Source organism: Haloglomus salinum (assembly GCF_024298825.1).
In the GTDB taxonomy this organism is placed as follows: domain Archaea; phylum Halobacteriota; class Halobacteria; order Halobacteriales; family Haloarculaceae; genus Haloglomus; species Haloglomus salinum.
The window spans coordinates 1,564,411-1,588,656 of sequence record NZ_CP101153.1 but is presented as its reverse complement, the minus strand read 5'-3'; the positions used below and the strand labels follow the sequence as shown (position 1 = coordinate 1,588,656).

Genomic DNA, 24,246 nt, shown 5'->3' with positions numbered 1-24,246 from the left:
GGGCTCAGAGATGGAATGACATCGCCCTGCCGATTACTCATCTAGCTCCCGCAGCAACGTATCGGCGATGTCGGTCGCCACGTAGTAGGTGTGCTTCCGATGGGTCTCGTCCTTCGGCTTCAGTTTCCGCTCGCTCGCCTTGATCGTGCCCCCCTCGTACTCGGTGACGAGCCCGACGCGGCGAAGCGCCCGGTAGCAGTGCCGGACGTACTCGAACGCCATCCCCAACTCGTTCGCCGTCATCCGCGCGTAATCAGGCCCCCCACGAGCTAACCGGCGAACGATGGTCTGCCCGTCGGGGAGATGCCGCAACACGTTCAGCTTCCCCTCCCGTTCCTCGAGGAAGCGTAGCAGGTGGTCACCCTCCCGGGAGAGGCGGTAGTAGGTGTGATGCTGTCGGACCTCGTCGCTCTGCTTGGCCTTCGCCCGCCGCTGCTTGACGGTCCCAGATTCGAGGCGCTCCAGGAACCCCACGCGCTCTAGCTCCTCACACAGGTCCTCGACCTGTCCACGCTCGGCGTCGAGATGCCCGGCCATCGAGCGTGGGTAGTTCCCCTCGACGGTATCGAGATGATACAGGAGCAGGTACGCAACCGGCTCCGCGGGCATCGGCGCCAGTTGTCCCACGACGGCCTGCTTGCGTTCCAGTTCGGCTTCCAGCTCCGACGCCCGTTCGTATCGCTGCTGAGCGTTGCTCGACGGATCGGCGTCGAGATCGAGCGTGAGCTCGATTGGCTCACCGTGGGGCGTCTGGAGTGTCACGTCCAACTCGCCGTCCTCCCAGTGGTCACCAGACTCGGTACGGGCCGTCTCCAGCGCCTCCCGGACCGCCTCGTAGCGAGTCATGATGGTATCGGCCTCGAGACGAAGCCGGTCGATCTCGGCCTGGGAGACCATTCGTGTCGTCTATTGGATAGCAACAGGTTTGAACGTACTGCGCCCACCCCACTCATGAGGTAGTGAAGCGCTGATGCGATTCAATGTCAGCAACTGCTGGCCACATCACTCGTGAAGCGTCCCCTCCCGCTCACTCGTCGAGCGACCGAGCAGAGACTACTCGGGGACGGGTAATCCATCGTCGGAAAGCTTCGGCTCACCCTCGGCCCAATCGATTCGGGGAAGGACCGTTCGCAACTGGTCCAGCCGGGTCTCTAGAACCTCCAGAGGATGTTCGTCGACGAACGTCGCTGACCGTCGGTCGATCGTCGCCCCGACGTGGTCAATCTGGAAGTGACACTCTCCGAGGTCGGGATGGTCCTCGTCCTGATGCCAGCCGATTCCGAAATCACGTGCAGCCTCACTCCATTCGATGACGTAGTACTCGTACCCCACGGCCCGAGGGTAAGAGAATCGCACCGTCAAGGTCGCATCGTCGACGGCATACGCTCGCCCCAGGAATTCCGCTGTCTCCACACGAGCTTCGATGGTTCTCGGACGAGCCCGAGACGGACGCACCCGAACCCCGTAACAGCCGGGCTCCTTACCGAGCCGTCGACGAATCGCCTCGTAGAGCTTCGCCTTCGTGAGGTTCCCCCTGTTCGCGAGGAAGATGAACCCGAACGGTGCCATGGTTCCTACGCAACCCTCGTCTCGGAGGCTCCCTCGTCGACGTCCTCTTCAGCGTACGGATCGACATCGTGGAGGTCATCGTAGAGGCTGAGGGCGTGTTCCAGAAGCTGGATTTCGTCGGCTACCTCTTCCCATCGACGGAGCGATTGCTGTCGCTCCCTGGCCTCAGCTGCGGACACGTCCGGGGCGCTCAACGACGCCTCGAGTTCGTCTCGCGACTCGACTGCGTACTCGGACTGGATACTCTGGATATCCTCTTTCGCCTGGACGATTTCCTCGCGAAGCTCCTCACGGGAGAACGAGAGCACGAGTTCCCGAATCCGCTCCGTATACAGGCGAGTGAAGTCCGGGACGTATCTGACGTTGTCACCCTGCTGGACCCGCCGGAGGTCGCCCCGATCTGCGAGTTGCTCCAGTTCGTCTTTGGCGGTCTGCCAGCCGACAGCAGCCTGCTCAGCGACCCAGTTCGTCGAGACCGGATCGGTGACCGTTTCGGCGATCTGCCGGACTCGCTCGCGGGGCGAGCGGTCATCCTTCCAGTCGGGCATCTCTACGATTCCTTGTCCACTGGTGTCAATATATGTTACGACCGCTCGTAGAATATTGAGAGATGAGCGCTGACGAGCGACGAGACAACTCGTCGGCAGGATGGACCGGCACGGACTCTCCGGTCGTGTTAACTTTGTCGTGAATTGTGGTAGACGGCGAAGGCTTCGAGCCACGATTGAGCTGTCTCTAGCTCGACATGGCTGAAACTATTCGAGAACGAAGAAGTTCTGCGTTCTATCTCTCTGAAGACACGTTCGATGCTGTTCCGATCCCCATCTGGCTCATATCGGAATCGGTAGCCGTCGTCGGCGAGAACCTCGGTGAGATACGTGGCGTCATCGACGAGGATCGTGACCTCAGCCAGGTTACAACGGCGATGAAGCTGGTCGAGAAACCACCGCGTCGTCACCTTGGTTGTCGTCGGATACAACTCGAGGGCAATGATTTCGTTCGTTTTCGGATCGACGGCACCGTACAGCCAGAACTCCTTGCCGTGGAGGCGAATCATCTTCTCGTCAACCGCAAGCTGATCCGCTGACGGCGTCGAGATGGGCTGTAGTTCGGCCTTATGCACCCAGTTGTGGATGGCGACGTGACTGCGCTGGACTCCCAACTCACCGAGAAATTGACTGGTATCCCGTAATGACATACCGGACAGGTGACACCGGATACCCACTTCAATCGCCCAGCGGGGAGTCCAATCTCGCTCCACAAACGACAAGTCGATCCAGTCGATAGCGTTGCTGAGGCGGTTGGATTTGGGCATAGACACTTCAAACTCGACCGCCTCATCCTCTAACTTAACGCGACCGACTCTCCATGCCGAACACTCAAGCCACACGCCCACCCGACACTGGGTAATGCCGATTCTGGACGACCTCTCAGGGTTCGAGTTCGAGGACGTGATGGAAGACGTCTTCCGGAACCTCGGCTACGAGAACGTCCGACAGGCCACCAAAACCGCCGACGAGGGACGGGACATCATCATGGAGGAGGTCGTCGACGGGACCCGTCGCAGTATCGTCGTCGAGTGCAAACACACACAGTCGGTCGGCCGGCCGGTCGTCCAGAAACTCCACTCGGCCATCGCCACGCACGACTTCGATGGTCCGAAGCGCGGGATGGTCGTCACAACGGGACGCTTCTCCGGGCCGGCCGAAGAGTACGCCGAGCGACTCGAAGCCAACGACGACCCGTATCCGATCGAACTCATTGACGGCCGCAAGCTCCGCGAGTTGGCCGACGAGGTGGGGCTCGACCTCTACAACGGCCGCATCGAGGTCCTCTGTGACGAGACTCTCCGCCCCCACGACCCGACCGGGCCCGTCGACGACCCGCTCTTCACAGCCGTCCGTGATGTGGAGAACCTCGCCATCGAGGACCTGCCGCCAGCCCACCGGCAGGCGCACTTCCAGCCAATCATCATCGTCTCGGCCCGCATCCAGGCCACGTTCGAAACCTCCGTTGGTGTCATCCACCGGGTCAACCAGACCGACGGCGTCGCCCTACACGCCGGGCGTGATGGACCGACCCCCTGCCCGGACCACGTCGCCGAACTGGTCGGCAACAATCTCTCGCAGGCAATCGAATTGGACGAGGAATCCTTCGGGGAGACCTACGGTGACCTCGTCGTCAACCGGTTCGGCCAGACCCAGACCGAGTACAAGGACTGGGCCGTCGACCGGTTCCGGCGCCGCCATACGACCACCGTCCAGTACACCGGCGACAACAACGTCACGTACACGAAAGAGTGCGAACCCAACCAGTCGGATATCTCGGTGCAGTCGGTCACGCCAATCTATCTGCCACAGATTCGATTCGGCGTGACGCTCGGCGAGTATCGACACGGGTACGAGGCCTACATCGCGGGACCCTCACGGGAGACCGTCGAGGACGACGTACGGCGCTGCGTCCACTGCGACACCGACGCGAGCGACGAGACGTACACCTACTGCACGAACTGCGGGAGCATCAACTGCGAATCACACACGAAGACAGAACGGCTGGAGGAGACACCCATCTGTACCGGCTGTTCGGTGACCGGCAAGTTCGCGTTCGCGACGAAACACTTCTACGACGAGGCGAATCTGGAGGACTTCCGTGAGGAGTACGCGGAGATGCCACTCCACGAGAAGGCGATGGAGAATCCGCCGTTGGTCGGCGGTAGTGCTGTCACCGCACTAGTCCTAGTGCTCCTGACGCTGGTGGCAACAGGCGTCATCTGACCCACCGATTACACGTATTCACGAAGTCGGTGGTTCACCTGATTCGTCGCCTGTCCGAGCACAAGCAGCGAGTAGTCCCCGGACGCAGCCTCGACCACGGAGGTACGAACCTCGGCAGGCAGATCATCAAGCGAGACGACGGTCAGCGGCATCTGGGCTAACTTGTACCCGGTCGCCATGCTCTCCGGCGCAACCGCGAGGATGCCCGATACGGGCACCGATTCCAACCATTCCGCCGCCGTATCGTGACGAGCCCAGACGTCCGGAGACAGCGACTCCACCGGGAGAACCGAACGAGCGGCGCTGTAGGGCACGCTGTCGAACCGGACGTGAGGATTCTCCAGGGACATATCTTATCGATATATTATGCTTTAAGGGCATAAATCTGTGCCAAATCATTACCAGCGCCGGAGTCGGGGGACGACACATGGACCATACGGACAGCGCTACCGCCCGGGCCATCGCAACCCCTGATCCCGCAACACGGCCAGTTGGCGCCGGTGCAGGAGAAACCTCGACCTGGCTGCAAGCCCAGGGGTTCGACAGCGCCCCGGTCGTCGACGACGATGACCGGCCCGTCGGATACGTCACGGTAGAGACTGCGCAGGAGGCCAACAGCGATGATCTACTCGAGGCGGTCGCATCACCACTCACGATTGAGGTTCTCATCTCGGGTGATGCCTCGTTCGAGACGGTGCTGGATGCGCTGTACGAGCGATCGTTCTACTATCTTGGCGATAGAGATCGCATCAGCGGAATCCTCACTCGAGCAGATCTGAATAGCGAATCCGTCTACCGCCACCTCTTCACGCACCTCTCGCGGCTGGAGCACGCCTTCCGAGCCTGCATCACCGAACATGCTCCAGACTGGCGGGAGACAACTCCCGGCCTCAAAGGGGACGCACTTGACGACATCGACCAACGACGAGAGCAGGCAGCACGGGCGAATATCGAATTGGAGCCGATCCACTACGCACAGTTCTCCACGTTGAAACGGATCGTAGCTAACAACGAGGCCTGCTGGGAGGCCTGCGGGTTCTCCGCAGGCCATCAGGCCGGGAGTCGACTCGACAAGGTAGTCGAACTCCGGAACGATGTCGCTCACTCAAGGCCTGTCATCCAGAACACGAACCGAGGAATCGGCGAGTCCGGACGGACGATTACCGAGCTAGAGGAGACATATAACCAGATGCAGGAGCTGCAAGAGCGATTAGCCCCGATGCAATGACTGGAAGAGGCGACAGTCACTGAGAGGCGGAGGAGACACCGGACACGAGGCGACTAATACTTCCCGAGGCTGGTATGGAGGACGAATCTCTCGGCCGTCTTAGTCGAGAGACCACCATCGCAGGTAGCAGCAGTTTCGGTCCGGCTCACGGAACTCATCAGTTATTTATACTCTCATCGAATTCCGCGGAACAAACTGATGGCTACGACAGGTACACCCCAGCAAACCCACCAGTACCTCCGTATCCGCCCGGCAAACGAGCCCTTAGCCGCCGACCGGCTTACCACCCAGTTCACGCAACTCCACGAAGCAGTCACCGACCCGATCGAGTTCTGTCTCGTGGCCGAACCCGACGCCGACGAGATCGCCTACTATCTTGGCGCCCCACCGGACACCCTCCCGACCGTCCGCCGACTCGCACAACGACTCACTCCGGATGGCTACGCCATCACCGATACCGACACCGACCCGCTGCCCGACCTCCAGAACCAAGACTACGCCATCGCGGAACTCCAGGGGGTCGGCGAACGCCGGGAGGACTGGCAAACCCGACTCCGACCGCCACAACTCTCCGATGCCCCGGAACAGCACGACACCGCCCGCGTCGAAGACGCCCCGGATCTCGCCCTGAGTAGCGTCGCCGAGGGGATGCTCGACGCCGACGGCCGAGTCGTCTACCAGGCACTCCTCCGCCCGAAACCGGACTGGAGTGGCGAGGCCGAATATCGCGTCCACAAGCTCGAACACAACGAGGACACGATCAGCCAGCGAGCGTTCAAGACGCTCGTCGGCCCCACCGACCCCGAGGATGTCGACAGCGACGCGACGACCACCCCGGCCCACCGGAAGGGCGACACTGGCAGCCGGCCGGGAACCCGCATCGACGCGATTCTGGCGAAATCCGCATCCCACTCCTTCGAGGTGAACGCACGCCTCCTCGCGACCGGTCCGGACGCCGAACCGACGGCCCGGGAACTCGCCAGCGCCTTCGCAGCCGTCGGCGGGGACTTCTATCGGGTCGGCCATCGGCTCCACACGGACGACACCACCACCGAGCTCGCCGACGCCCTCACGAGCGCGACCTTCCGTGAGGCCGACTCGCTCACGGACACGCTCCGGCGCCGCCTCCCACTGGGGAGCAACCACGATCCCTGCATCGTCGCCGACGCGACCACCGTCGCACACTTCTGCCTGCTTGACGGGAACGACCTCTCTGAACAGGCCCGGCGGGCGTTCAGCACGCTCCCCGAAGAACGGACCGGCGTCCCCCTCCCGGACGAGCACACGCTCGCCCACTACGCCGACCAGGGCCTCCCGCTTGGCCAGCCACTCTCCGCCGACAGCGACCCACTCGACCGCACCGTCGCACTCCCGCCAGCACTCCAGCCACTCCACGTCGCCTGGTTCGGGAAGACCGGCGCCGGCAAGTCGACGAGCCTCGTCAACGCCATCCGCGAGAACCACGCCGCCACCGACGGCGCGGACATCCTTATCGACCCGAAGGGCGACGGGATGCCCACCGAGTACCTCCGGGCCCACTACGCCGACCACGGCGACCTCGACGATGTCTACTACTTCGACTGCGCCGAGACGCTCCCAGCGCTCTCGTTCTTCGATATCCGACCACAGCTGGATGCGGGCATCAACCGTGCCAGCGCGGTGCAGAACGTCGTCGACCACTACGTCGAGGTCCTCCGGGGCGTGATGGGCACCGAGCGCTTCGAGCAGGCCGTCCGGTCGCCGGACATCATCCGGTATCTGGTGAAGGCACTGTTCGACCCGGTCCACGGCAGCGACGCCTACACGCACGCGGACCTGCAGGCGGCCGTCCAGCAACTCCGGAGCACCCGCCAGCCACCGCAGGTCTCGGACCCGGAACTCGAGGCGATGCTGGAGGGCATCATTGCGAACAACGAGCGCTCGTTCAGCGAGCTGATGCAGGGGGTGGCCAACCGCATCGAGAAGATTCCGCTCGACGACCGGCTCGCCCGAGTGTTCAACCACGTCCACGCCGACGGCGCCCCACGGTTCGATTTCCATCGCATCCTCGACGAGGACGCCGTCGTCCTGTTCGATCTGGGCGGGCTCCGCTCGGAGAGCAAGCGCGTCCTCACGCTGGTTCTCCTGTCGAACCTCTGGACGGCACTCCGGCGGCGCGAGCGCACCAGCACCGGTGACACACCGCTGGTCAACCTCTACCTTGAGGAAGCCGCTTCCGTTGCGGCGACGGACCTGCTCGGCGATTTGCTGGCCCAGTCCCGGAGCTTCGGGCTGTCGATGACGCTCGCGATGCAGTTCCCCGCGCAACTCCAGCAGGCCGACGCCGGTGCGTACGAGGAGCTGCTCAACAACGTCTCCACCATCGTCACCGGCAACGTCCCCGTCGACGAACAGCTGACGACACGCTTCGCGACGGCGGACATGCCGCCCGAAGACGTCGGCAACCGGCTCCGAGCGCTCGAACGCGGCCAGTGGTTCGTCTCCCTGCCGGCACCGTTCGGGGAGGCCGAACCACGGCCGTTCCTCGTCGAATCGCTCCCGCTTCCACCGGGAGCCCCATCCGGGGGCGACCCCCTCGCTCCATCGGAAACGAAGGGGTTCGAAGCCCTGTTCACGGCCGTCGGCGAGCGCACCCGACAGCACCACGGACTCACTGTCGACACCGACACGCCAACGGCTACCACTACATCGCCGGGGACCGACGCGACCAACCGCGTCGACTCGGCACTGCCGTTCACGGAACCGATGCCAGAGCCCGTTCGATACGACGACGAGCGCCATGTGCTCCGATGTGAGGCGTGCGACGCCCGCTACGAGCCGGCCATCGATGGGATGGAACGGGCCATCAGCTGTTGTCACACGCTCAACGAGGTCGACCGAGACGACATCCCGGTCTGTCAGGTGCCACTGAAGCTCTCCCCATCGGAACGCGCCGCGAGCGACTCCACTGATCAGCAACTCCTGTTCCTGCAGGCAGTCTACGCGGCCAGCCAGCAGCGGTTCGATCCCGAACTGGAGTTCGACCTGCTGTCGGATTCGATGACGCTGCTCGAGGAGTACCTCGGGCTGGCTGACGACGAACTGCAGGAACTCATCGATGAGGGACTCCTCTCCGAGGATGGCCACATGCCCCATAAACTCTACACGGTGACCGCAGCCGGCCGGGACGAGATCGGTGAACGACACCGGGAGGGCGTGGCGCATGGCGACGGCGAGGGCGACCTCGCCGAATCGAGTTACCACAGGATGATGGTGGCCTACGGCGAGAAGTTCATCGAGCAAGAGTATGCAGCGGATTCGGACTCGGATGTCGTCGAGGCAGTGAGCTATCACCCTGTCGGGGATGGACGGCGGCTCGATGCCGCCGGGCTCGACGAGACCGGAGAGGTCGTCGTCACGCTGGAAGCCGAGCGGGTGAACAACGACCTCCGAACGGGCGCTCCGGCCGACTTCGACGCGATGGCGGCCTGCGACCCGGCGGCCGCACTCTGGATGGTTCGGAATCGCGAGGCCGCACATGACGTGCTCGCGGCGCTGAACGAGCCGGCCGATGGCGAGCCCCGCGTCGAGAAAACCTACAGCGAGAACTCACCCCCACAGCGCTGGACGATCGACACGGCGGGGTTCACCGATATCCTGTCGGTTCGCCGGATACGGAACCAGTTGGAAGAGCAGTCGTAGAGGACCGTCGCTCACTCACAGTCAAGATCAGTCCGATGAATCGTCTCCCGTCCGCAGTCCTCACACCGGTAGTAGGTCTCACCGGTCGGTCGACCGTGCCTGTCGAATTCGAGATGCGGCCCCGTGACACCGACGGCACCGCCACCGTCCGCAGCCATCCGACATGGGACACCAGGCTCGCCGCCTGACGGCGCCGGGAGTCGCCCATCCGGCGTTGGAACCCGTCCGGCCCGAACGTCCAGCCGGACGCGCCGAAGGTGCTTGCACCCGCCCTCCGGTTCACGTTGCTGCCAGTCCGGACAGCTACACGTCCCCGCACCGAGGTCGACACGGTACGTACTCCCGGACTCGGACTGGGCATCGTAGATGCCGCCGGTCCGCCGGAGAGAGACGGTCATTGCCTCGCCACGTGCCCGTTGCGCACGGCGGGCGGCGGCCGCATCTGAAGTCGGTGCGTCTGCATCAGGGGAATGAATCTCCTCGGCCATTCGGAACACCGGGACGCGACGGAACTCGGCTCGCGCCCCGCCCGTCGGGGCGCCAATAAACCGGCGGACGTCGTAGATTTAACTGGACGTTGTCAGTACCGGCGTGACCGATACAGAGGATGCGTCGGTCACCGACCCAAGACTCATTACCGAACGTGGTTCATCGAGATTGATGGATAGGCCCTCCCTCTCTACGGCTCAGCGCCGAATAAGCGCAATTATTCTACTCATAACGGGAGTATTGGCGCTGACGATTGGTTATATCGGCGGAGACTCAACCATGGTGGCTTGTTCTTTTGAAGGTGGTATCTTTGCAGGTGTATACGATGTCTTTGGAATATATTTTCCAAAATTCTCACTTCGTATTGACATATTCGAGTTCAGCATGACGTGGTATGATGGCTGCAACTGGCACGGAACAACGCTATTCTGGCCGCTTATCGGTCTTGCCGCCATTATTGCTGGCGCGGCTCTTGTGACGAAGACATCCCTCTCTTCATGACCCAACTTGACCGACTCGCGCCCTCTATTCAGCACCGCTCTCGAGAACCTATCAGAAAGTGCTTGATTCGACAGGAGGTCGAATTCGAAGCGACGGCTCTGCCGCGATTACGCGACCGGCTTCCCGCTCGCGTCGAGCAACTCGTCCCGATGTTTCCGAACCGTCCGCGGCGCCACACCGGCCACATCCGCAATCATCGTCTGCGTCACTCCCAGCCCACACCCAACCTCCCGCACCGCGACCAGCAGGCACGCGGCCGCCACGCCCGCCGGGTTCCGGCCGTTCACGATATCGTGCTCCTCCGCAACCTCCAGCACCGCATACGCCCGCCGCTCGACCACTGGCTCCAGGCCCAGTTCCGACGCGAACTGCGGGAGATACGCATCGGGGGACGGCGGGGGAGTAGGCAAGCCAAGCTCCCGGTTCAGTGCTTTATAGGCGTTGGTGACGCTGCTCTCGTCGACACGAGAGACGCGGACGAACTCGTCCAGCAGCCGCGCCACCTCCGAACATCGGCAGGCCGCGTACAGGCTCGCCGTCGCCATCGCCTCGATCGACCGACCCGGCAGGAGGCCAGCCTCCTGTGTCGATTTGAACAGGACACTCGCCTGCTCGCCCACCGGCTCAGGCAAGCCGAGCGCACTCCCCATGCGATCAATCTCGAACAGCCCCTCCATCTGGTTGCGCTCGCGCTTCGACCCGAATTTCGTCCGCTGGTGTTCTCGGCGGAGCCGACTCAGCCGCCGCCGCTTCGCGCCAGAAGGCCCCTTCCCGCGCCCGTTGACGGTCTGGCCGATCTCCGTCGACAGCCCATCATCGTGTCGTGTCGGCGTGAGCGGCGCGCCCGTCCGTCGTGCATCCGACTCGCCCGCATCGTCCTCAAAGGATCGCCACTCCGGCCCGCGGTCGATCGCCGACTCGGCCAGCACGAGCCCACAGTCCTCACAGACCGTCTCGTGGTCGGTCGTGTTCACGCGGCCGCCGCACTCCGGACAGCCGTTCGTATTCTGCTTCCCGCTCGACTCATCGAACGTCCGCTTGTAGATCGCATCAGTCTGCATCGGGTATCGAGCGACGCCTGCTGGCGCCCCTCACCCGTCAGGGGCCCACAAACCGACGCCGAGAACGCGGAGTCAGACGGCCAGACTCACACGCACCTCGGCATCGGTCGTGCTGAACAGTTTCCCCTGCAGGTACTCCAGCGCGCCATCGCGGTCGAACATCCCACGGTCGACCATCTCGCCGACGACCTGCTTCATCCCCGAGAACTGCCCGCGGGTGAAGCCGTCACCGACGGGCTCGCCATTGTGCCACTGGACCGGCTGCAGCGCTCCATGGCCGACCGTCGGACTCTCAGCGATGCAGGTGGCCTCGTACTGCAGCCCGAACCACAGCGTCCGATACGCGGTCACCTCGAACTCCCAGTCGACCACGTAGAACGCCTCGTGGAGTAGGTAATCGAGGTGGTCGGTGATGACCTCCTGAAGCGTGACACCAGTCACTTGAGGGATGGGTTCGACATCGGCGCCGGCACAGTCCTCCAGATCGAATCGCTCCTGAACGACTTCGGGGACCGCCCCGCCGCTCAGATAGGTGTACGCCTCGGTAGCCGCCTTCGTCGGTCGATCACTCCCGAACGGCGTCGTGTCTGTAATGGTGCGGCACAGACGGAGATCCAACGCCCCCCAGTGCGTGTAATGCAGGTTGTAGTTGCCATCGGTACGTTCGTAGGCGACGAGTGCTCTATGTCCCATCGGGTACTCCGAGAGACGCTTCAGGGCGCCCCTCGCCCGTCAGGGGCCCACAAACCGACGCCGAGATACGACGGGGCAGCATCCCCCGGGTTACGCAGGAATCGTTTCGTCGGCGTCAACCCCGACCACCGGGATATCGATCGCGATATCCTCGTACCAGACAACGGGGCGTTTGGCTCGACCGTGCTCCTCGAACCGGACCAGCCCGAGGTCGGCGAGCCGGTGGAGCGCCGTCGAGACGTTCTTCGGGTCACGGTCCACGAGGCGGGCCAGTTCACGCATGCTCTCCGGGCCCGACCTGGCGATGGTCCGAATCAACTCGAGGTTCTTCGCCCGCAACACCCGCTCGAGTGCGGCTTCATCCGGCAGGCTCAGCACGTATTCATCCGAAATGTCTTCGCCACCCGTCAACCGGCGCAGGTCCGACCGCGCTGCGTCGAAGAACTCCGCTGTCGATTCGACTGTGATGTGGAGCGTGTCGCTACTCATGGGAGTCAGGGTGCATGGTCTGGGAGCTCGTCGATGAAGCGACCGAGAAGCTGATCGTATCCGGGAAAGTCGATGACATCCACCTCGGCGCCTTCGCGTCGCTCGTGGACGCCATGGTGGTTGTGTACCTGAGAATCGGCTCGGCCGCGCCCTGCCGTCCGTAGTGGAAGGCGTCGTTGATGCCATCCGGAAACCGCTCCGAAGCCGGCACACTGAGCACGCAAATCCGGACGACGTGGTCCCCGAAGTCACGCCGGCGGTCGCGAACGACCGTGACGGAGTCGGTCGGCGATTCATCAGTCATTTGTTGGTGTTGCCGCCATCATACTAAGCATGTTGGTGCTGGCATCCTCAATCGCTGCGAGGTGGGACGCCGGCCCTCACTCATCAGGAGCCGACAGAACACGCCTCGAGCGAGGGCACGCCCGGGTGCTGCGGCTTCGGTGAAGAACCTCAGTCACCGCCGCGACCGGCCTCACCTGGCATCGGAGCCACACACCAGCCAGCCACGGCCACGGCGACCTCCGACACCCCGAACCGAGGGGGACTGAAAGGGGCCGCTCGCTCGACTGCTCCCGGGCGAAGAAAGCACCGCAGGCCGAACGCAGTGAGGCCGAGGAGCGCAGCGAGCCCCGGAGTATCGAGCGAGCGGGGGCTTTCACCAGGCAGTTGCCATCATACCGACGCCATTACTCACTTTTTTCGCGGAGCGCAAAGGGGAGCAGACTAGATACAGAGCTAGCATATCTTCCATGGATGCGTCGGATACTGCCGTCTATCCAGTCTCTATATACTCCGAAACAGCGCTTTTCGCATCCATACCGTAGCTTTTCTTGTCTGTATCCGTATAGTTCATTTTCGTCCCTAAAACGCCGGTTTCTACACTCCCATCATCTGTTTCCACCCGTTCACCGGTGAACTTGTAATCGTAAAGACTCACCCTCCAGTTATCACTAGTACTTCCGTTCTTATCGTTGGCGCCGATTTTGATTGCATCATCCTCCTGTTCATATACGCTAAGAGAACCAACTTCTGCAGTGATAATTCGCCTTGCTTTCTCTTTGGGAATTACTAAATATGCAGTTTGATATGAAACCATACGCGAAATATATCACACAAAGTGATAAAAAGGTAACTTTCGGTGAGATATTATACAGCCACCTGCAGTGGTTTTTATGCGTCACAAAACGTGGGTATCAATCGTAGAATATTCCGACGAGAGATACGCCCTCAACCGAGCACTGTGACCGATTGCGGAATCAACATGCCTCCCGCGTATTTGAACGGTACAAACCACCCGTCCAACGGTTACCACCAGCCGAGTCGTTGGAGCCACCCCCCCTCCGAACCATCCTCACGAAGCGTCTCCACCTCCGCCTCCAGCGCCTGCCGTGCCTCACGTTCGGCCTCGAGTTCCGCCTCCAACGCCGCCTTCTCGGACTGCAGCCGCTGCAGTTCGGCTTCGAGCTCTTCGACCACGTCCACCGACACGGTGGCGGCCTCCGACTCGGCCTCGACAGGAGACGAGTCGGCAGCCCTATCCACGGGATCGGTTCGACCCGAAACGCTCCCCCCTGCACCACCCGATCCAGTGTAGAACTCGTCGGTCCCGGCGATGGCCCGCTCGATCGTCCGCTCCCCGTATGTCGCGCCATCCGCGAAATGCGGCTCGTCCCACTTCGGGCGCACCAATCCGGACGCCCGGAACAGCCGGTCCATCTGCTCGGGGTCCCCGCCGGTCCAAAAGGCCAGCAGCGAACACAGCGCCATGTCCGCCTCCGACTGACTCGGATAGCCGGACGTATCCCCCGCACAGAGTCGTTCGAACTTCTCGCCGTTCGTCGCACTCCGGGCCCGCGACAACAGTTCCTCGTCCCCGAGGTCGTTCCCTGGGCCATTGGCCGCTCTATCGCTCGCTGGCCCCGAAGCATCCACGGCGTCTGCAGTCCCCTCGCTGTCGGCATCTGTCGACACGCCGTCGCCTGCATCGTCCGGCATCACGTACTCCGCGTGCACGGCGGCCAGCGCCTCCTGCCGGGGCTCGAGCGCCCCGGGCGTCTCGGAGAGCCGATTTCCGGTCATGGTGAAGAATCGCGCATCATCGTACAACTCGACATCCCCGTGCCGATTCCGGCCATCGGGCAGCTCGCCCTCGACGAGGACGTGGACCCCGGTCCCCGACGGCGACACTTCCGTGAACGAATCGAGTCGCTCGACGATATCCTGTGCCCAGTCGGTGAGCGTCCCGTCGTCCGGGTCGCGACAGTCGTCAAGGTCCACCCCGACGATCGGGTCCGCGTCGGTGAACACGAAGCCGATGCCGGCATCGTTTCGGGTCGCGTACTCGCGGGCCGTCGCGAAGTCAACCCAGGTGTCGGCATCCGTCGCGGAGGCGTACTTCGCTGTCCGGGGATCCACGGGCACCTTCGTCTGCTTTCCATCGCGGTCCTTGGTCTCCCAGGCGACCCACTGGTCCCGAGTGACCAGCGGCGCCGGCAATGCATCGGCGGGGGGGAGCTCGCCCATCGGTCTATCACGTTCCGTATCGAATCGCCCGGAAAAATCTGTCCGATTCGACCGCTTGCACTGGTCGCTAACCGCCGGATACACAGCGTATACGCCGGCAGATTCACCAGTACGGCGTTCGTCGCTCGACCCGTGACGAGCGTGATTCGAATCGCTGACGCTCGATTCCGACCGCACACGGCCGCTCGCAGCGGTTCACGGATTCTCGAGGAGGTTCTGTCACGATTGCGGCGTTCACACACCTCGATAGCGAGCCGCTACGCCGGCGAATCGGGCGGGAGCGCCGATACGGCCTGTCCCGATCGGCTCCCTCGGGGAGGTGCACACGGGGGTCAGTATCCGCAACAAACACCGTGAAATCGTGTGTGCAGGGAGGTCGACCTCTCGTCGATGTTCAGTCGAAACGCGTCGCTCAGAGTCGGCCGATACAGCCACGCTACCCCGACATCTGTGCACTCGAGTACATCGAGCCCCCGGAGAATCCGGGACACGGATATGGCAAGTTCCGTATCGAGCACCGATGTATCCCCGGAATTCGGCAGCGACACCGAATCGATACCAGTCCATCGGCTCGAGTTCATTCTGTATCGCTCGGCCTATGTTACAGATACAGCCGCTATACAGGCCGCTAGTATGGATTTTCTACGTTGGTGTGTGATTTCGGATGTAGTCCCGGTATTCGTCGATTTCGCCGTGCAGCGCTGCGTGTACGTCGATATCGTCCGTTGCGACCCGTTACCAGAAACAGGGTCCGAGACCGGATTGTCCCCACTGCCATCGATATGGAGGTGTAACAGCCCTGTACGCCGATATTTTGGATGCTCTTCTGTCGATGCTCTCCGGTGGATTCGTCCAGTGACCGCCATCTCGTCAGCGAGGTACCTCACACGCGCTCAACACGGTGTTTTGTTGCGGACTAGCGAGGCCGTGTGCAGTTGAAATGAAGGGTAGCAACTGTCGGAAGTCAACCGCAGAATTTCTCACAAGCCCCGACCGCGGTCAGCAGGTCGGCGGGGACCGCGAGCCCGCCCACCGCCACCAGCGCTCCGACCCACAGCCCGACGAGCCACGACAGCGCGTACACCCGTGCGAGGTAGCGGTCGAAGCCGACGTGGAGGTCGGCGGCGCGGTAGCGCTTCCGGTCGCGGTCGTGTCGCGCCCGGTCGGCACGGCCGGCGAACAGCGCGTACACGCCGCGGTCGAGCGCCTCGACCACGGCGAACGGTCCCGCCCCGGTCCCGCGACCGGCACCGTCGTCAGTCCGGGTCGCCATCGGTCACCCCCGCATCCGTCTCCCTGTCCGGGTCCGTGGGTGTCACTTCCTGCGACAGCATGAGGCGCTTTTGGCGAGGTATCGGCCTTAAATTTTCACGATTCAGGTGGTAATTCGTATTCGAGAAGCCCGGCAATATTCGACACCGATTGGCTGGCCGGGTACCGTTGGAGAAGCGCGTCAGGGGCGATTTCGCAGAGGCCCGAACAGGAGAGCTCAGCGGCGAGTGTCACGGAGTACTGGGGCGATGATGGCTACTCTGGAGCCGTCCAGATGGTCGACGGCGGACGGCCGGGTCCAGGAGACGCGAGTGACATCCACACACATACATCGTTCGAGTATATCCATACGACACATACTCTGTCAAATAAACCTCCGCCCCAGTTAACGGACTTAAGATAGAAGGCTATATACGGCACCACTGTTATCCGACACCCATGAGAGAAAGGCTGTCGCACGACGTAGACAGGCGTTCGTTCCTGAAACACACCGCCGGCGCGACCGGGGCCGCTGGACTCACGGCTATCGCCGGCTGTTTCGGTGACACCGGCGACGGTGGCGATGGGGGCGGCGGCGACGGTGGCGATGGGGGCAGTGCCCCGGGCGCCGACGGCGAGATGGTGATGAAGACGGCCTCCGAGACGACCGCGGCCTACTCGATGAGCCAGGTCATCGCCTCGGCCGTCAGTCAGAACTCCGACGAGGTAACGGTCAACGCCCGGCCGAGTCAGGGGACCAACCGGAACGTCGCGGAGGTCACCCAGGGGAAGACCGAGATCGCCTACGTCCAGAACTGGACGGCCAACAAGATCCGCGAGGGCGAGGACCCGTTCGGCGACCTCGACTACCAGCCCTACCAGGTGTTCCACCTGTACGACCTGGCGTGGTTCATGGCCTCGGCCAACGACGGCTGGACGAGCGTGAGCGACATCGGCGCCGACAGCGCCGTCTCCCCGACACCCCGGGGCTCGGGGACGGCGGAGATGCTCGAGTACGCGCTCGGGTTCGCCGTCGACGACTACGAGCGGACCAGTATCGGCTACAGCGACCAGGCCAGTGCGATGAGCGAGGGACGCCTGGACGCCGGCGCGGGGACCTACGTCAACCTCTCCATCGAGCCGGGGTGGCTCCAGCAGATGAAGAGCACGGTCGACCTCCGGGTGCTCGACTTCCCCGACGAGGTCGTCAGCGAGCTGGAGGACGACCCGGCCATCGTCGTCTCCGACATCGACATGAGCGACTTCGATGACTACGGCTACACGCCGGACACCCTCAGCACGCCGACGCTGGCGTACAACTTCATCGTCCGCGAGGACCACGACTACGACACCCTCTACAACTTCCTGACGACGCTGTGGGAGCAGCGCGAGGGGCTCCAGGAGGAGACGGGGCTGCTGGCGCCGCTGGCGGAGGGTGACGCCTGGGTGAAGAACGCCTACGCCGACTTCCCCTTCCACCCCGCAGCCGCCGACTTCTACGAGGAGCAGGGTCTCTGGTCCGACGAGTTCGTCCGCGGAGAGGAGTAACGCGGACCCGCACGTTCGCCCATGCCCGAGACCACCGACACCCAGTCGACATCGCCGTCCGCACTCCTCGCGGAGTTCAGGGACCGCTCGCCACAGGAGCGGTTGCTGCTGCCGCTCGTATCGCTCCTCGCGGTTGCACTGACCGCCTACACCATCTACTTCGCGTGGGACCGGCCGTTCACGCAGATTATCCACGGCATCGTCTTCATGCATATCGGCCTCTCGCTGTACTATCTGGAGCTGGCCTACCGGCGGGTCGCCGAGGGCGGGTCCATCGTGGAGGGGCCAGTCGTCGGGCGCCTGGGCGAACGGGTCCAGCGCCTGTACGGCGCCGTCGACACGGTCGTCTGTCTGGTGCTGGCCGTCGTCGCGGCGTACTCGGGCTACTTCTTCGTCACGCAGTACGACCGGCTGACCGGCGACGCCATCCTGCTGGGCTACGCGAACTTCGACCTCTACATGGGGCTGGTGGTCGTCGGCCTCGCCATCGACGCGACCCGGCGGGCGTACGGCTGGTCCATCGCGCTCGTCGCGCTGACAGCCATCGGCTACGCGCTGTACGGCTCGGTGTTCCCGGGCTTCCTGCAGCACACCGGCCTCGCCACCACCGACGTCGCGCTCTACGGCGCGACCCAGATCGAGCGTTCGGGCGCGTACGGCTTCATCACCCAGGCCGGCGCGAAGTACGTCGCCATCTTCATCATGTTCGCCGGGCTCGCCCGGGCCTACGGCATCCTCGACATCGTGCTGGACCTGAGCGAGAAGCTGGGCAAGCGGCTCCGCAGCGGCATCGTCCACGTCGCCGTCATCTCCTCGATGGCGATGGGCTCCATCACGGGGAGCGCGGCCGCCAACGCCGCGACGACGGGCAGCTTCACCATCCCGATGATGCAGCGCCAGGGCGTCCGCGAGGACTTCACCGCCGCCATCGAGAGTGTCGCCTCCAGCGGCGGCCAGATCATGCCGCCGGTCATGGGCGTCGCGGCCTTCCTGATGGCCGACTTCATCGGGGTGCCGTACGTCCGCATCATCCAGGCCGGCTTCCTGCCGGCGCTGCTGTTCTACTTCAGCGTCGGCGTCGCCGTCCAGTTCGTCGTCCTCAAGCACGGCTGGACGAGCGAGCGCGGCGAGGACACGGCCGGGATGGCCGGTATCCTGTTCAGCCGGAGTGCGCTCTCGAAGGTCGGGTACATGGCGCTGGCCATCGGCAGCTTCCTGGCCGCCCGGCAGGGAGTCGGCCTCTCGCTGCTCGTCTCCGGCGGGGTGGCGCTCGCCGCGCTGCTGGTCGTCCGGTACGTCCAGGGCGCGGTCGCCACCTCCGCCCGCGAGGGGACCCTCGAACTCGGGAAGGCCATCCAGTGGTTCTTCCACGGGACCTACTTCCTCATCCCGATGGCCGTGCTGGTGTACGCGCTCGCGGTCATGCAGCTGTCGGCGCTCCCGACGGGGCTGTACACGGTGCTGACGCTCATCGCTGTGATGTACGTCCGCGACCTGACGCTGGTGGTGCTGTCGTGGACCTCGGTCGGCGAGGATATCGACCGGGACTGGGTCGCCGAACGCGACGGCGCCAGTCAGGTCGGTGCGACCGTCGTGGGCACGACGGTCAAAACGCTTCGCGGCTTCCGGAAGGGCGCGCTCGACATGGCGCCGCTGGTCGGCGTGCTGGCCGCGATGGGCGTCATCATCAAGATGCTGACCCAGACGGGTCTCTCCGGGAAGATCAGCCTCCGGATGGTCGCGCTGGCGGGCGGCGTGTTGCTCGTCGCCCTGCTGCTGGCGATGATAACGAGCATCCTGTTCGGGCTGGGCATGCCGACGCCGGCCGCGTACGTGCTGGTGGCGGCACTGCTGACGAGCCCGCTGATGGAGCTGGGCGTCCCGCAGATCACGGCCCACCTGTTCGTGTTCTACTTCGCGATGCTGTCGGCCATCACACCGCCCGTCGCGGTCGGGGTGGCCGTGGCCTCGCGCATCGCGGATGCGGGCTTCCTCATCTCCGCGAAGCAGGCGCTCCGTATCGGGGCCGCCGGCTTCCTCATCCCGTTCGCGCTGGTCGCCAACAACAGCCTCGTCACGTGGACGCTCACGGGGACGCCGGTCGCCGCGGCCTGCGTCCTCGTCGGCGTCGTCGCGCTCACAGCCGTCACCATCGGCTACGACGGGCGCCACGTGCTGGGACTCCCGCACCGTGTGGTCTACCTCCTGCTCTCGCTCGGCGCGCTGTTCGGCCCGGCACTCTCCGGGAGCATCGGCGGGAGCAGTGCCATGGTCCTCCAGCTCGCCACGGCGGCCGTCGCGCTCGCCGGACTCGGACTGGCCCAGCTGGACCGCCTCCCGCGGGCCGTCACACCCGTCGGCGAGTGACCGCCGCTCGATTCCACCACTCCATGCCACGCTACACGCCGCCGCTCCGAGACGCCGACCGCGACTCGCCCGCGAGGACGGAATCGGCACGCGCAGGACTCACGACCGGAGGGACCGGCCCGTGGTAGCCGACTACACCGGCGCGGACCTGTTCGTCGACGCGCTCGAGCGGTACGGCGTCGAGCACGTCTTCGGCAATCCCGGCACGACCGAACTGCCCGTGATGGACGCGCTGGGCCGGAGCGACCTGGAGTACGTGCTCGGCCTGCACGAGGACATCGCCGTCGGGATGGCCGCGGGCTACGCGAGCACGCGCCGCTACCACAGCCACCACGACGACGCGGTCATGCCGGCCGGCGTCGTCAACCTCCACATCACGCCGGGACTCGCCCACGGGCTCGGCAACACGTACGGCGCCGAGTTCGCGGGCGCACCGCTGGTCATCACGGCCGGCAACCACGAGCGGGACTTCCGCCACGAGGAGCCCCTGCTGCACGGTGACCTGCTGGAACTGGTCGACCAGTTCACGAAGTGGTCCGACGAGGTGCTGTCCGTCGACGCGCTGCCGACGATGCTGCGCCGGGCGTTCCGCGTCGCGCTGACGCCGCCGACGGGACCCGTCTTCCTCGGCCTCCCGGTCGACGTGATGCAGGAGGCGACGACCCCGAACGCCATCGAGCCGCTCGGGCCGGTCCCGAACGGCGGCGGCGGAGACCCCGCCCAGCTCGACCGGGCCGCCGACCTCATCGTCGACGCCGACGAGCCGGTCCTCGTCGTGGGCGATGGCATCGCCCGTGCGGGCACCGACGCGGTCGAGGCGGCGGTCACCTTCGCCGAAGCGGCGGGCGCCCGCGTCCACGCGGAGATACTGGGCTGTGAGGTGAACTTCCCGACCGAGCACCCACAGTGGGTGTCACACCTCCCACCGAGCGAGACGCTGGTCCGGGAGGCGATGGACACCGACACGGTCGTCTTCGCCGGCTGCTCGACGCACACGACCGTATCCAGCCACGAGGGCGACCTCGTCGACCCGGGAACGACCTGCATCCACCTCTCGGACGACGCGTGGGAACTCGGCAAGAACCAGCCGGCCGATGCCGCCGTCGTCGGCGACCCCGGCCTCGTGCTGGAGGGGCTGGCCGAGCGCCTCGACGACCGGCTCGACGCGGCGACCCGACAGGAGCGCCTCGCGGCCGTTCAGACGTTCGAGGACTCGTTCGGCGCCCGGCTGTGGGCCACGAGCGAGGACGAGACGCCACCCGGCGACACCCGGGCGTCGAAGGCCGACCTGGTCGACACCATCGGGGCGGTCGCCCCGGACGCGTTCATCGTCGACGAGGGCATCACCTCGAAGTACCCGCTGCTCATCCGCTCGTCGCTGGCGCCCGAGGGCCTGCTCTCGAACAAGGGCGGCGGCCTCGGCTACGGGCTCCCGGCCTCGGTCGGCGCGGCGCTGGCCGAGTCACTGCGCGAGGACCCCCGGGACGTGCTCGGGTTCATCGGCGACGGGTCGTACCTCTACTACCCGCAGGCGGTGTACTCGGCCGCGCGCTACGACCTCGACCTGACGGTCGTGGTCGCGGACAACCGCAACTACCGCATCCTCAAGGACAACACGCAGGCGCTGTTCGGCGGCACGGACGCCGACCACGACTACGTGGGGATGGACTTCGAGCCGCCGGTCGACCTCGTGGCGAGTGCCGAGAGCCACGGTGCCACCGCCGAGCGGGCCGAGACGCCGGACGACATCGCCCCCGCGCTGGAACGGGCCCTCGACACCGACGGGCCGAGCGTGGTGGACGTGCTCGTCCACGACTGACCCCGTATCGACCGCCAACCACACGACACACCACACCAACCAATGACGAACCTCGTCAGCGAAGTCAGAGACACAGTCGAATCGACGCCCGACGCCACCGCCATCGCCTACCACGGCACCGAGCAGTCCTACGCCGAGTTCTGGGAGCGAACCGGGCAGTTCGCCGCCGCACTCGACGAGCGCGGCGTCGGCGCCGACGACCGCGTCGGCATCTACCTCCCGAACCTCCCGCAGTTCGTGACGGCGTTCTACGGGACGCTCCGGGCCGGCGCCATCGTCGTCCCGATGAACCCGCAGTACAAGGCCCGCGAGATCAGCCACCTGCTGGCCGACAGCGGGGCGAAGGCGGTCGTCACGCTCGCCGAGAACGCCGACGCCGTCGCCGCGGTGCAGGACGACACGGACGTCGAGACGGTCATCAGCGTCGGTGACAGCGCGGCGGATGCGGACAAAACGACGGCGGACGCCGTCGGTTTCGCGTCGTTCCTGGCCGCCGACACCCTGCCGGTCGTCGAGCGCGGCGACGACGACATCGCGGTCCAGCCGTACACCTCGGGGACGACCGGGCAGCCGAAGGGTGTGCTCCTGAGCCACGACAACCTCGCGTCGAACTCGATGGCGAACGCGACGGTGATGGATCCGAGCCTCGGCCCCGACGACGAACTCGTGGGGACGCTGCCGCTGTTCCACATCTACGGCATGTCCGGCGTGATGAACGCCGCCATGTTCCAGGGCGCGACCTACGTGCCGGTCACGGAGTGGGACCCGCAGGCCGTGTTCGACCTCATCGAGGACCGTGGCATCACGGTCATGTTCGGCGTGCCGGCGATGTTCAACGACATGATCAACCAGCCCGACGCCGCCGACCGGGACCTCTCCTCGCTCCGGTTCGTCAACTCCGGCGGCTCCAGCCTCCCGATGGAGGTGCTGGAGACGTTCGAGGAGCTGTTCGGCGTCGACCTCTACGAGGGATACGGCCTCACCGAAACCTCGCCCGTTACCCACGCGAACCGGCCGGGCGCCCGGCGGAAGGGCAGCATCGGCCAGCCCATCGACGCCGTGGACGCGAAGATCGTCGACCAGCAGTTCGAGGAGCTGCCCCGCGTCGAGCGCGGGCCGGTCGACGAGGACGAGGCGGACCTCGACGCGGTCGTCGGGGAACTCGTCGTCGCCGGGCCGAACGTGATGCAGGGCTACTACGGCCTCCCCGAGGCGAACGAGGCGGCGTTCACCGAGGCCGACGGCAAGCGCTGGTTCCACACCGGCGACCTCGGCTACTGGGACGAGGACGACTTCTTCTACGTCGTCGACCGGAAGAAACACATGATCGTCACGGGGGGCTACAACGTCTACCCGCGCGAGGTCGAGGAACTCCTCTACGAACACGAGGCCATCGCCGACGCCGCGGTCGTCGGCGTCGACGACGAGCGCCGCGGGCAGACCATCAAGGCACTCGTCGTCCCGGCAGCCGGCTACGAGCCCGGCGAGGACGTGACCGAAGAGGAGATCAAGCAGTACTGCCTCGACGCGCTCGCCGAGTACAAACACCCCCGCATCGTGGAGTTCCGCGAGGAACTGCCACGGACCGAGACCGGCAAGGTCCAGAAGTACGAACTCCGGAGCGGCGACTGAGGCTCCCCCGGACGGAACTGTCGGCCGCTGCTCTGGACGCCGAGTAGTGGCGAACCGGATAGTGGGAACCGTTATCGCCCCCGTTTCCATACGCTGAACCGGATGTCGTTCACGACCCGGGAGCGAGGGGTACTCGCCGGTGTGCTCGTCCTCGTCGTCACCGGTTCCGGCCTTATCGTGGCCCCGGTGGGGCCGACCGAGCCACCCATGCGTTCGACCTCGATTGCGGATTGTGAACTGGTCCAGCTCGCGGTGTACGAGTTGGACGAGGAGCCTCCCGACGAGCGAGAGCGGAGCCGGTACCGCGCACTCAACGAGACCCAGCAGACCGTCTTCGACGAGGGGCGTGCCGCGAACGGGTCGTTCGTCCGGTTCCAGGACCGGGACCGGATGGCCGCGGCGGACACGCTTCCCCCGTACGTCGTGTTCGACGGCCGGAACTACCGGGCGCACAGCATCCGTGGGAACTGCGTCGAGCGCCCGTGGTACGGCGACCGCAGCAGCGCACTGGGATATCTGCTGGTCGGGCTCGGACTACTGCTCGGAGGGGTGTTCTCCTGGCGCCGTATCACCGACTGACAGCGCCGGAACCGTCGTCTCAGCTGATTACCGCGGCCG

Annotated in this window: 22 protein-coding genes; 10 read left to right on the top strand and 12 right to left on the bottom strand. The window is 64.7% G+C overall.

Features of this window, described 5'->3' with window-relative positions; translation table 11 throughout:
- Positions 1-33: 33 nt before the first annotated feature.
- The 4 genes from NL115_RS07740 to NL115_RS07725 all read right to left on the bottom strand — a co-directional run bounded on the left by NL115_RS07740 (position 34) and on the right by NL115_RS07725 (position 2,884).
- Complete coding sequence (locus NL115_RS07740) at positions 34-897, bottom strand: DUF2250 domain-containing protein (RefSeq protein ID WP_254832605.1); 864 nt, start codon at positions 895-897, stop codon at positions 34-36.
- A 156-nt stretch (positions 898-1,053) separates the two neighbouring features.
- Entirely contained in the window at positions 1,054-1,569 is a 516-nt protein-coding gene (locus NL115_RS07735) for a hypothetical protein (protein WP_254832604.1), read from the bottom strand.
- Positions 1,570-1,574: 5 nt separating this feature from the next.
- The gene (locus NL115_RS07730; RefSeq protein WP_254832603.1) at positions 1,575-2,117 is read right to left on the bottom strand and encodes a DUF7342 family protein; all 543 of its coding nucleotides are present in this window, start codon (positions 2,115-2,117) and stop codon (positions 1,575-1,577) included.
- 128 nt (positions 2,118-2,245) lie between these two features.
- Positions 2,246-2,884, bottom strand: a complete 639-nt coding sequence (locus NL115_RS07725; RefSeq protein ID WP_254832602.1) for an IS6 family transposase — start codon at positions 2,882-2,884, stop codon at positions 2,246-2,248.
- A gap of 94 nt (positions 2,885-2,978) precedes the next feature.
- Between NL115_RS07725 and NL115_RS07720 the strand changes: the two genes are divergently transcribed.
- Complete coding sequence (locus NL115_RS07720; RefSeq protein ID WP_254832601.1) at positions 2,979-4,343, top strand: restriction endonuclease; 1,365 nt, start codon at positions 2,979-2,981, stop codon at positions 4,341-4,343.
- A gap of 8 nt (positions 4,344-4,351) precedes the next feature.
- On the opposite strand, the gene NL115_RS07715 is transcribed toward NL115_RS07720, so the two are convergent.
- Entirely contained in the window at positions 4,352-4,693 is a 342-nt protein-coding gene (locus NL115_RS07715; protein ID WP_254832600.1) for a DUF8165 family protein, read from the bottom strand.
- A gap of 77 nt (positions 4,694-4,770) precedes the next feature.
- Here NL115_RS07715 and NL115_RS07710 point away from each other — a divergent pair, with 77 nt between their 5' ends.
- Positions 4,771-5,571: a CBS domain-containing protein gene (locus NL115_RS07710; protein WP_254832599.1), complete on the top strand. Its 801-nt coding sequence runs from the start codon at positions 4,771-4,773 to the stop codon at positions 5,569-5,571.
- A 198-nt stretch (positions 5,572-5,769) separates the two neighbouring features.
- A complete protein-coding gene (locus NL115_RS07705; protein WP_254832598.1) occupies positions 5,770-9,252 on the top strand; it encodes an ATP-binding protein in 3,483 nt (1,160 codons plus the stop codon).
- A gap of 11 nt (positions 9,253-9,263) precedes the next feature.
- On the opposite strand, the gene NL115_RS07700 is transcribed toward NL115_RS07705, so the two are convergent.
- The gene (locus NL115_RS07700; RefSeq protein WP_254832597.1) at positions 9,264-9,650 is read right to left on the bottom strand and encodes a DUF8118 domain-containing protein; all 387 of its coding nucleotides are present in this window, start codon (positions 9,648-9,650) and stop codon (positions 9,264-9,266) included.
- A gap of 262 nt (positions 9,651-9,912) precedes the next feature.
- On the opposite strand from NL115_RS07700, the gene NL115_RS07695 reads away from it, so the two are divergent.
- Positions 9,913-10,242: a hypothetical protein gene (locus NL115_RS07695; RefSeq protein WP_254832596.1), complete on the top strand. Its 330-nt coding sequence runs from the start codon at positions 9,913-9,915 to the stop codon at positions 10,240-10,242.
- Positions 10,243-10,349: 107 nt separating this feature from the next.
- Here the strand turns inward: NL115_RS07695 and NL115_RS07690 are convergent, their stop codons facing one another.
- From NL115_RS07690 to NL115_RS07680, 3 genes are all read right to left on the bottom strand, one after another.
- The gene (locus NL115_RS07690) at positions 10,350-11,303 is read right to left on the bottom strand and encodes a transcription initiation factor IIB (RefSeq protein ID WP_254832595.1); all 954 of its coding nucleotides are present in this window, start codon (positions 11,301-11,303) and stop codon (positions 10,350-10,352) included.
- Between the two features lie 72 nt (positions 11,304-11,375).
- On the bottom strand, positions 11,376-11,996 hold the full coding sequence (locus NL115_RS07685) for a DUF6735 family protein (RefSeq protein WP_254832594.1): 621 nt from the start codon (positions 11,994-11,996) through the stop codon (positions 11,376-11,378).
- A 90-nt stretch (positions 11,997-12,086) separates the two neighbouring features.
- Complete coding sequence (locus NL115_RS07680) at positions 12,087-12,485, bottom strand: HVO_A0114 family putative DNA-binding protein (protein WP_254832593.1); 399 nt, start codon at positions 12,483-12,485, stop codon at positions 12,087-12,089.
- Between the two features lie 14 nt (positions 12,486-12,499).
- Here NL115_RS07680 and NL115_RS07675 point away from each other — a divergent pair, with 14 nt between their 5' ends.
- The gene (locus NL115_RS07675) at positions 12,500-12,649 is read left to right on the top strand and encodes a hypothetical protein (protein ID WP_254832592.1); all 150 of its coding nucleotides are present in this window, start codon (positions 12,500-12,502) and stop codon (positions 12,647-12,649) included.
- 611 nt (positions 12,650-13,260) lie between these two features.
- Here NL115_RS07675 and NL115_RS07670 read toward each other — a convergent pair.
- From NL115_RS07670 to NL115_RS07660, 3 genes are all read right to left on the bottom strand, one after another.
- Positions 13,261-13,584, bottom strand: a complete 324-nt coding sequence (locus NL115_RS07670; protein WP_254832591.1) for a hypothetical protein — start codon at positions 13,582-13,584, stop codon at positions 13,261-13,263.
- Between the two features lie 209 nt (positions 13,585-13,793).
- Positions 13,794-15,011 carry a phage NrS-1 polymerase family protein gene (locus NL115_RS07665; RefSeq protein WP_254832590.1) on the bottom strand — a complete coding sequence of 406 codons (1,218 nt, stop codon included), beginning with the start codon at positions 15,009-15,011 and terminating at the stop codon, positions 13,794-13,796.
- A gap of 964 nt (positions 15,012-15,975) precedes the next feature.
- Positions 15,976-16,284: a hypothetical protein gene (locus NL115_RS07660; RefSeq protein ID WP_254832589.1), complete on the bottom strand. Its 309-nt coding sequence runs from the start codon at positions 16,282-16,284 to the stop codon at positions 15,976-15,978.
- Positions 16,285-16,721: 437 nt separating this feature from the next.
- Between NL115_RS07660 and NL115_RS07655 the strand changes: the two genes are divergently transcribed.
- The 5 genes from NL115_RS07655 to NL115_RS07635 all read left to right on the top strand — a co-directional run bounded on the left by NL115_RS07655 (position 16,722) and on the right by NL115_RS07635 (position 24,207).
- Complete coding sequence (locus NL115_RS07655) at positions 16,722-17,810, top strand: substrate-binding domain-containing protein (protein ID WP_254832588.1); 1,089 nt, start codon at positions 16,722-16,724, stop codon at positions 17,808-17,810.
- A 21-nt stretch (positions 17,811-17,831) separates the two neighbouring features.
- Positions 17,832-20,177, top strand: coding sequence for a TRAP transporter permease (locus NL115_RS07650; RefSeq protein ID WP_254832587.1), 2,346 nt, complete (start codon positions 17,832-17,834; stop codon positions 20,175-20,177).
- 121 nt (positions 20,178-20,298) lie between these two features.
- On the top strand, positions 20,299-21,996 hold the full coding sequence (locus tag NL115_RS07645; RefSeq protein ID WP_254832586.1) for a thiamine pyrophosphate-binding protein: 1,698 nt from the start codon (positions 20,299-20,301) through the stop codon (positions 21,994-21,996).
- A 42-nt stretch (positions 21,997-22,038) separates the two neighbouring features.
- Positions 22,039-23,628, top strand: coding sequence for a long-chain-fatty-acid--CoA ligase (locus NL115_RS07640; protein ID WP_254832585.1), 1,590 nt, complete (start codon positions 22,039-22,041; stop codon positions 23,626-23,628).
- Between the two features lie 102 nt (positions 23,629-23,730).
- Complete coding sequence (locus tag NL115_RS07635) at positions 23,731-24,207, top strand: hypothetical protein (RefSeq protein WP_254832584.1); 477 nt, start codon at positions 23,731-23,733, stop codon at positions 24,205-24,207.
- Positions 24,208-24,246 lie beyond the last annotated feature (39 nt).

Bases quoted from the DNA above. Each gene is read 5' to 3' on its own strand.
- NL115_RS07740 (WP_254832605.1), bottom strand. From the start codon at position 897: ATGGTCTCCCAGGCCGAGATCGACCGGCTTCGTCTCGAGGCCGATACC.
- NL115_RS07735 (WP_254832604.1), bottom strand. From the start codon at position 1,569: ATGGCACCGTTCGGGTTCATCTTCCTCGCGAACAGGGGGAACCTCACG.
- NL115_RS07730 (WP_254832603.1), bottom strand. From the start codon at position 2,117: ATGCCCGACTGGAAGGATGACCGCTCGCCCCGCGAGCGAGTCCGGCAG.
- NL115_RS07725 (WP_254832602.1), bottom strand. From the start codon at position 2,884: ATGCCCAAATCCAACCGCCTCAGCAACGCTATCGACTGGATCGACTTG.
- NL115_RS07720 (WP_254832601.1), top strand. From the start codon at position 2,979: ATGCCGATTCTGGACGACCTCTCAGGGTTCGAGTTCGAGGACGTGATG.
- NL115_RS07715 (WP_254832600.1), bottom strand. From the start codon at position 4,693: ATGTCCCTGGAGAATCCTCACGTCCGGTTCGACAGCGTGCCCTACAGC.
- NL115_RS07710 (WP_254832599.1), top strand. From the start codon at position 4,771: ATGGACCATACGGACAGCGCTACCGCCCGGGCCATCGCAACCCCTGAT.
- NL115_RS07705 (WP_254832598.1), top strand. From the start codon at position 5,770: ATGGCTACGACAGGTACACCCCAGCAAACCCACCAGTACCTCCGTATC.
- NL115_RS07700 (WP_254832597.1), bottom strand. From the start codon at position 9,650: ATGACCGTCTCTCTCCGGCGGACCGGCGGCATCTACGATGCCCAGTCC.
- NL115_RS07695 (WP_254832596.1), top strand. From the start codon at position 9,913: ATGGATAGGCCCTCCCTCTCTACGGCTCAGCGCCGAATAAGCGCAATT.
- NL115_RS07690 (WP_254832595.1), bottom strand. From the start codon at position 11,303: ATGCAGACTGATGCGATCTACAAGCGGACGTTCGATGAGTCGAGCGGG.
- NL115_RS07685 (WP_254832594.1), bottom strand. From the start codon at position 11,996: ATGGGACATAGAGCACTCGTCGCCTACGAACGTACCGATGGCAACTAC.
- NL115_RS07680 (WP_254832593.1), bottom strand. From the start codon at position 12,485: ATGAGTAGCGACACGCTCCACATCACAGTCGAATCGACAGCGGAGTTC.
- NL115_RS07675 (WP_254832592.1), top strand. From the start codon at position 12,500: ATGGTCTGGGAGCTCGTCGATGAAGCGACCGAGAAGCTGATCGTATCC.
- NL115_RS07670 (WP_254832591.1), bottom strand. From the start codon at position 13,584: ATGGTTTCATATCAAACTGCATATTTAGTAATTCCCAAAGAGAAAGCA.
- NL115_RS07665 (WP_254832590.1), bottom strand. From the start codon at position 15,011: ATGGGCGAGCTCCCCCCCGCCGATGCATTGCCGGCGCCGCTGGTCACT.
- NL115_RS07660 (WP_254832589.1), bottom strand. From the start codon at position 16,284: ATGGCGACCCGGACTGACGACGGTGCCGGTCGCGGGACCGGGGCGGGA.
- NL115_RS07655 (WP_254832588.1), top strand. From the start codon at position 16,722: ATGAGAGAAAGGCTGTCGCACGACGTAGACAGGCGTTCGTTCCTGAAA.
- NL115_RS07650 (WP_254832587.1), top strand. From the start codon at position 17,832: ATGCCCGAGACCACCGACACCCAGTCGACATCGCCGTCCGCACTCCTC.
- NL115_RS07640 (WP_254832585.1), top strand. From the start codon at position 22,039: ATGACGAACCTCGTCAGCGAAGTCAGAGACACAGTCGAATCGACGCCC.
- NL115_RS07635 (WP_254832584.1), top strand. From the start codon at position 23,731: ATGTCGTTCACGACCCGGGAGCGAGGGGTACTCGCCGGTGTGCTCGTC.